Source organism: Leptolyngbya sp. FACHB-711, from assembly GCF_014695615.1.
Taxonomy (GTDB): domain Bacteria; phylum Cyanobacteriota; class Cyanobacteriia; order Elainellales; family Elainellaceae; genus Leptolyngbya_A.
Genome location: NZ_JACJOR010000400.1, coordinates 20,776 through 27,099, shown reverse-complemented (window position 1 = coordinate 27,099; position 6,324 = coordinate 20,776). Strand labels below are relative to the sequence as shown.

The window sequence follows — 6,324 nt, the reverse complement described above, 5'->3', positions numbered from 1 at the left end:
AAAGCCGGAGCAGCGCGATCGCAAAAGCAAGAACAAATAGCCCCACAACCAGCATGGTCAGGGGTTGAGCAAAAATCCGGCTGGAGCGGCGGCGAGACATAGCGCGTTTGAGGGTGGGTTGTTTTTTGATCCTATCCCGCTTCTTAAGAATCGTCTTGCCTATGATTGTTGCTCATACCCGACGTTCATGCCTTAACGCTCATCACCTTCCCTTATCCCTGGCTCTGCCGCTCTCGAAACTCCACGCGATCAGCACGAATCATAATGTCATAGTGACCAAAGAAATCGTGTCCCAGCAGTCCAAGATCCAGTTCGGGTCCGGCGATCGCCACCAGAACATTTTGAGCCACTGCCCCGCCTACCTCGATCGACTGCACATAGCCCAGCGGAAAAGAAACGCTGCGATCGCTGGCAGTATTGACGACTGCTTCACTGACTGGAACAACGCCCAAAGCATTTGCCATCTGCCGCGTAATCAATGTGCCGCTTGCTCCCGTATCTAGAATCATCTCAAAAGGCTGACTACCATTAAACGTGACGCGAATCACGGGCGTATTGCCTGCTCGCCGCACGATCGGGGCAGAAAAGGCGCGAGGACTGGATGGATTGGCTGCCGCAGGAGGTCGAGCCGGAGTTGCAGTAGCCCGTGTCACCGGACGAGGAGCGGGTGGAGGTGGAGGAGCAGGCAAAACAATGATCGCATCGGGATCTTTCGGCAAATTAGCACGGTTCGCTTGCTGCTGTGCCTGAGCTAGAGCGCGGCGATAGTCCTTCAATTTTTGCTGTGCCTGAGAATATTCTTTGCTGGACTGGGGCACGGTTTTCATCAGATCGATCGCCTGCTGCCAGCGATTTGTCACCAACTGCCAATCGTCTTTTGACTGGGCAGACTGCGCGATGCCAGCGGCACTTTTTGCCCGATCGAGTGCTTGAGCATAGGCTCTAGAGGTTTGACCCGCAGCCGCGGTTGTTGGAGCCGCAATGGTTTTTGTCTGAGAATTTGCTGGGGAATTTACTGGAGAGGCTGACACCACAGGCGGCACGGGAGAAAATGCCTGAATCAAACGACGATCGCATCCTGTCAGCAGCACCAGACCCAGGCTCGACAGCAGCAGAGCAGTTCGACCCGAAAAAGCATTCGTCATAGGAAGAGAGACGGCGCAGAAATAAGAAACAAACATCCAGCCCAGGAACAGCAGTTTAGAACAGCCGAAACCCAAACTTTTCTATTAGTTTGCCCTCAAACCCGAATTTGCGACACAGCAATCTGTCCATCAAAGCAAACAGCAACATCTGAATCTGCATCTCGATCGCGCTGGCTGTAGTCCCCAGCGTAATACAGATACTCGCCCTCTTGCCGATAGCTTGTGGGCAAAGGCTGGGTGCAGAGCGGACAAAAGACGATTTCCGGCTCAGGCATTCCCGCTTCCAGATGGGGCAGATTGACATTCCAGAACGTGCCGAGTTCGAGCGGCAGCGACATCAGCTTTTCCAGGACGCGCACGGTGAGCCGCTCTGCCAACGCCCAATCGATCGCCCGTCTGCGGTGAATGTAGTGAGAAATCGCAATTCCCGGAATCCGGTGAAACGCTGCCTCGCGGACTGCCGCAACGGTTCCAGAGATATATACATCTGCCCCCAAATTGCCCCCGGCATTGATCCCTGAAATCACCCAGTCCACAGGAGAAAAGAGCTGCGTCACCGCAATCCGGGTGCAGTCTGCCGGAGTTCCTTCGATCGCAATTTCCCGATCTGGTTGCTCCGCAGTTTCTCCAGGAGGGAATCGTCGCTCGACGTGAATGCCGCGATGGGTTGTCACCTGATGCCCGCAGCCAGAATGGGGCAACTTGGGCGCAACGACGATCGCTTGTTGGCTTGCAGCCTCACTCACCGCCCGTTTCAGCGATCGAATTCCGGGCGCGTCGATGCCGTCGTCGTTAGTAAGAACGATCGTCATGCGGGTAACTGGTTATGCAGGTAGCAGGTCATGCAGGTAACTGACAAAGGACACGCCGCATTTGCCGCATATTGTTGGGCAAATCTAGCTTGATCGCTTCCTGAATGAACTGGGTCGGAATCGGGATCATCGGCGTTGCCTGTACTGAGTAGGTGAGCAGTGTACCTTGATAAAAATCATGCAGCTTCAGGGTTGCGCTAAAGTCGTTAAAGCTGCCTTGCTCTAGCTGAAACTGAATTTGCTGCCAGGTTGTCTGCGCCGTTTCAAACACTTTAAGATAAATTTCGACCTGGGCTGCGAACAGGAAAAACGCTTTGCGGGCAACCTGATACAGTCGTTTATCCTGCCGGGAACTGCTGACGCTCAGAACTTCGCTACGCGTCATATCAGGGAAATACTGCACCCAGCGCGGATAGTCTGTAATTTGCTGCCATGCCAGCGATCGATCGATGGGCAAATAGATTTGCGTGGTAACGGCTCCGCCCCAAAGCGAGTGCGATCGAGTTTGCAGCAGCACCTCACCATTGAGCAGCCTGTCCTGATTGCGACGGGAATCAATCCCCAGCGTGTCTGAATCGTTGAACTGCACCGGATCGATCAAGGCAGATGCCAGCATACTTCCCATACATTTCTCCTCACTGCTCTCCTCACTGCACGATCTGCCAGACTCAAGCGGCTTATTCACGAAACCCTTTCTTGCTATCAGGCTGACCTACAGTCCGTTGTAGTCGCTGTCAACTGAAGATACAACCGCCAATCGGGTGAGCAATTGTAAAATTCTCGCAAACTTTCTGCCGCTAACACAGCAATTCTATCGGGGGATCGCCTTTTAGTTTCGATCGCCGCTGGGCAAATTGTCTGCCTGTCCTGCTCAATCTCTACACCCCCATGTCAAAATAGGTTGCGTCAATTCCCGTCTATTTCCTGTTTGCAGGAGGCATGGTGTGAGGCATTCCCCCAATCTGGGCGTTACGATCTTTCTGTATATTGCTGGAATCTTGCTGGTCATGATGGCGATCGTGCTCATGCTGCAAGCCTTTAATGTCCGAGTACCAGAGCCTGCAATCTGGGCAGTGGTGCTGCTGTCGATTGGTGCAGGCATTCTGGCAGGCATTCGCAATCGGTAGAACCCTCCTCTAGTGTTCCCTGCCAAAAATTGCCTAATGATGCCTGTTAGCCTTCCGCGACTTAGAGCCAAAGCCCAAGAAATGTCCCAATAATGCCCCATGCTGAAATCCCTGCGTCCCGAGACCACCATTTTTCTTGCCTGTCTTTTGCTCACCGTTTTCATTTGGGTATTGCGCGGTCTAGGCATTCTCACTTTCGTTCCAGGTAGCCTGATCTGGTTCCTTATCCTTGCCACCGTCGGCACAGCGATCGTCAACGGCTTACTGAGCACCCGCCGCTAACCCCCTCATCTCCTCACCTACTGCTTTACCCCTCTATCTCTCTACCCCTCTACCCCTCCGCCTTCATGTTCATCCTTACCCTCGCCGAAATTGCCCAATTCCGATCGCAGCTTGCCGCAGACCCGATTGCCCTGCGTACTCTGGACATGATCGAAGACTGCGACGGCGATCTCGAAGATGCTGCGATTACACTGGCACTCCAGGTTGGACAGGAGCCGAATCGATCGGATCAGTGGCTGGATGGATTGGCGAAGCGGTGGCGCGTGTTTATCTGCCAATCGGACGCAAAACCTTCGCTTGCCAAGGGGTCAGTGGTTGAACTGGTACGGGCACTCTCGGTCGAAACGACGCTACCCTCGGCTTTAGCAACGCCGATCGCAATTTATGTGGTGAAGACGGGGATTGAAGCGTTTTGTAAGCCGTTGGAGGAGAAGTTATAGGGGGATGGGAGCGGGAGGAAGTGGGAAGTGGGGAGGCGAGGAGATGGGGAGATAAGGGGATGAGCAGGTGATATGGAGCATTGGCAATCACGGTAGTTCTGGAATGGTTTGAGTCGGAGGCGATCGATGAGTTTATCTTTAGACGATCAGATTCGCGTTCATGTATTTGTGGCGGGCAAAGTGCAGGGGGTGGGGTATCGGGCTTCAACCTGGGACATGGCGCAACTGCTAAAGCTGAATGGCTGGGTGCGAAATTTGCGCGATGGGCGAGTCGAGGCAGTGTTTGAAGGGGCAGCCTATCAGGTTGAGGAAATGCTGCGCTGGTGTCATCAGGGTCCCCCTGCGGCGATCGTGAAGGAAGTGACGGTAAACCACGAACCATTCGAAGGGTTGAAGCAGTTTGAAGTCATGCGCTCGGCTTAGAAGATGAACAGAACGCGCTGAAGAACTTAACCAGCTCAACGATCGTCTACTAATTCGCAGCGAAGCCAAACGACGGCGATAGAATGGGTGGAACGCTGACGCCCCCGTTTTATTGCAGCAGATATGGGTACACTCTGCCTGACTCCCTTGTTTTCCTCCCCATTCCTTTTCTCGCCTGAATCCTATGGATGCCAACCAAAACAATCCGGCTCAAGCTCGCCAGACGCGACAGCAGTTTGTCAACCCGGAAGATTATTTGTCCTATGAGCTGGGCAAAGCGGTACGAGAACTGCCGCCGCTCTATACTCGTCTGCTGGCAGGAACGCTAACGGCACTCGTTTTGGGAGCTTTGGGCTGGGCATACTTTAGCAAAGTAGACGAAGTAGCAGTGACTCAGGGCGAACTGATTCCGGCTGCTCAAGTGCGACCCGTACGGGCACTGGAAGGTGGCGTAATTCGAGAAATTAAGGTCAAAGAGGGCGATGAAATTAAAAAGGGTGATGTGCTGATTGAGCAAGACCTCACCCTGTCAGAATCTGAAGTGACGCGACTGGCTCAGGCAGCAAACTTGATTAAGCAAGACATTGCCCGTCTGGAAGCCGAGCGATCGGGCAAAATGGATGCGGGCAGCAATCTACAAAATCAGCTCCTCGAAGCCCGGCTGCGCGAGTTTGATAGCCGCCAAGCAACCGCCGCCACCGAAGTTCAGAGACAGGCTGCTGCGATCGAAGAAGCCCGCACCCAGCTTGCTAAACTGCAAGAAAATTTGGTAAATGCTCGCACCCAGCTCACCAATGCCCAGGAGCGAGAATCCAGCCTGCGCGGATTAATTGACGGCGCGATTCCCCGCTTTGATTATCTGGAGGCAAAGGATCGGCTCACTGAAGCTCAAGATCGGGTCTCCACACTGCAACAAGAAATCGCAGGGCAACAGCAAGCAATTCGCCAGGCAGAGCAAGCATATCAGGGCGCACAACAAGCCCGTCAGCAGCTCGGCTCCCAGCGGCAGAGCGAGATTCTCACCCAGCTCAACCAACGGCGTGAAGAACTCTCAAACGTGGAAGGTCAACTCAAGCAGGCACAGCTCCGCAGCGAGGGGCAAGTAATTACCGCTCCCATTGCCGGCAAGATCTATAACATTCAGACGAGTGTGGCAGAGCGATCGGTTGAACCTGGGGAGGAACTCCTGTCCATTTTGCCGGAAGGTCAAAACTTGGTGCTGGAAGTCAAAGTCCTGAACCGTGACATTGGTTTTATCCATGAGGGAATGCGGGCAAAAGTAAAGCTAGCAACCTTTCCGTTTCAGGAATTCGGTGTGATCGATGGAGAAGTGCTGCAAATTAGCCCCAACGCCACGCTGGATAGGGACTTAGGCTTGGTTTACTCAGCGCGGGTCAAGCTTAACCAAGTAGCGATGCAAGTGCAGGGTCGCGAGGTTCCGTTTGCGCCCGGTATGGCGGCAACCGCAGAACTTGTGACTCGCCAGCGATCGGTGTTGACCTTCCTGCTAGAGCCGATTACTCGCCGCTTTAGTGAGGCATTCTCAACGCGCTAGGCAAGCTACTTTATCAAAAGTTATGTCTCTGCCTTAAAGAAAGCCTCAGACTTGCCCAGCATTTCGATCGCTTGGTCTGCATCGATCAACCGTTTCAGCACTACCTGACCGATCGATCGCGCTTCGGGCTTGCTGCTGTCAGAGTCGATCCGCTTAACTTCGACCATGATTACCTCATCCTCAACTCGATAGAGCCACAGCTTTTCGCTGTTTTCGATGATGCAAAGATTGGTTTGCTGAATTTCTGGCTTACGCCGCCAGGCTGCTTCATTCCATAGACCTCCAAATTCCCACACGCGCCCGATCGTCCATCCTTCTGAAAGAAAAAAGTATTTCACGGCGTTTCACAGTGTTGCTGCAAGCTGAGTCATTGCTCATTTTGCCACCTCTGGCTAGGAGCGGCATTGGCATTGGCAAAAGTTTCTATCCTTTTTACTCAAGGCAAAGCTTTTATAGCCACGATCGCGGCAGGGAAGAATGCGATCGATCAAAATAAACGACAAAGGAAGTAGCCCTAGTCTTTCACCCCCAATCTCAAAA

9 protein-coding genes are annotated in these 6,324 nt (G+C 53.3%); 5 read left to right on the top strand and 4 right to left on the bottom strand.

Going from position 1 to position 6,324, the window contains the following annotated elements; translation table 11 throughout:
* Positions 1–212: 212 nt before the first annotated feature.
* The 3 genes from H6F80_RS17075 to H6F80_RS17065 form a co-directional block, all read right to left on the bottom strand.
* A complete protein-coding gene (locus H6F80_RS17075; protein ID WP_190792725.1) occupies positions 213–1,145 on the bottom strand; it encodes a retropepsin-like aspartic protease family protein in 933 nt (310 codons plus the stop codon).
* A gap of 95 nt (positions 1,146–1,240) precedes the next feature.
* Positions 1,241–1,957, bottom strand: coding sequence for a 5'/3'-nucleotidase SurE (surE, locus tag H6F80_RS17070; RefSeq protein WP_190792724.1), 717 nt, complete (start codon positions 1,955–1,957; stop codon positions 1,241–1,243).
* 28 nt (positions 1,958–1,985) lie between these two features.
* On the bottom strand, positions 1,986–2,582 hold the full coding sequence (locus tag H6F80_RS17065) for an SRPBCC family protein (protein WP_242067416.1): 597 nt from the start codon (positions 2,580–2,582) through the stop codon (positions 1,986–1,988).
* 319 nt (positions 2,583–2,901) lie between these two features.
* Here H6F80_RS17065 and H6F80_RS17060 point away from each other — a divergent pair, with 319 nt between their 5' ends.
* The 5 genes from H6F80_RS17060 (at position 2,902) to H6F80_RS17040 (ending at position 5,784) form a co-directional block, all read left to right on the top strand.
* The gene (locus H6F80_RS17060; RefSeq protein WP_190792723.1) at positions 2,902–3,084 is read left to right on the top strand and encodes a hypothetical protein; all 183 of its coding nucleotides are present in this window, start codon (positions 2,902–2,904) and stop codon (positions 3,082–3,084) included.
* Positions 3,085–3,183: 99 nt separating this feature from the next.
* Complete coding sequence (locus H6F80_RS17055) at positions 3,184–3,366, top strand: hypothetical protein (RefSeq protein WP_190792722.1); 183 nt, start codon at positions 3,184–3,186, stop codon at positions 3,364–3,366.
* A 65-nt stretch (positions 3,367–3,431) separates the two neighbouring features.
* A complete protein-coding gene (locus H6F80_RS17050) occupies positions 3,432–3,806 on the top strand; it encodes a hypothetical protein (RefSeq protein ID WP_190792721.1) in 375 nt (124 codons plus the stop codon).
* 126 nt (positions 3,807–3,932) lie between these two features.
* The gene (locus H6F80_RS17045) at positions 3,933–4,229 is read left to right on the top strand and encodes an acylphosphatase (RefSeq protein WP_190792720.1); all 297 of its coding nucleotides are present in this window, start codon (positions 3,933–3,935) and stop codon (positions 4,227–4,229) included.
* A 184-nt stretch (positions 4,230–4,413) separates the two neighbouring features.
* Entirely contained in the window at positions 4,414–5,784 is a 1,371-nt protein-coding gene (locus tag H6F80_RS17040) for an HlyD family type I secretion periplasmic adaptor subunit (protein ID WP_190792719.1), read from the top strand.
* 20 nt (positions 5,785–5,804) lie between these two features.
* On the opposite strand, the gene H6F80_RS17035 is transcribed toward H6F80_RS17040, so the two are convergent.
* Positions 5,805–6,122 carry a hypothetical protein gene (locus H6F80_RS17035; RefSeq protein WP_190792718.1) on the bottom strand — a complete coding sequence of 106 codons (318 nt, stop codon included), beginning with the start codon at positions 6,120–6,122 and terminating at the stop codon, positions 5,805–5,807.
* Positions 6,123–6,324: the final 202 nt, after the last annotated feature.

Excerpts from the sequence above, each read along its gene's own strand:
- H6F80_RS17075 (WP_190792725.1), bottom strand. The coding sequence starts at position 1,145 with ATGACGAATGCTTTTTCGGGTCGAACTGCTCTGCTGCTGTCGAGCCTG.
- surE (WP_190792724.1), bottom strand. The coding sequence starts at position 1,957 with ATGACGATCGTTCTTACTAACGACGACGGCATCGACGCGCCCGGAATT.
- H6F80_RS17065 (WP_242067416.1), bottom strand. The coding sequence starts at position 2,582 with ATGGGAAGTATGCTGGCATCTGCCTTGATCGATCCGGTGCAGTTCAAC.
- H6F80_RS17055 (WP_190792722.1), top strand. The coding sequence starts at position 3,184 with ATGCTGAAATCCCTGCGTCCCGAGACCACCATTTTTCTTGCCTGTCTT.
- H6F80_RS17050 (WP_190792721.1), top strand. The coding sequence starts at position 3,432 with ATGTTCATCCTTACCCTCGCCGAAATTGCCCAATTCCGATCGCAGCTT.
- H6F80_RS17045 (WP_190792720.1), top strand. The coding sequence starts at position 3,933 with ATGAGTTTATCTTTAGACGATCAGATTCGCGTTCATGTATTTGTGGCG.
- H6F80_RS17040 (WP_190792719.1), top strand. The coding sequence starts at position 4,414 with ATGGATGCCAACCAAAACAATCCGGCTCAAGCTCGCCAGACGCGACAG.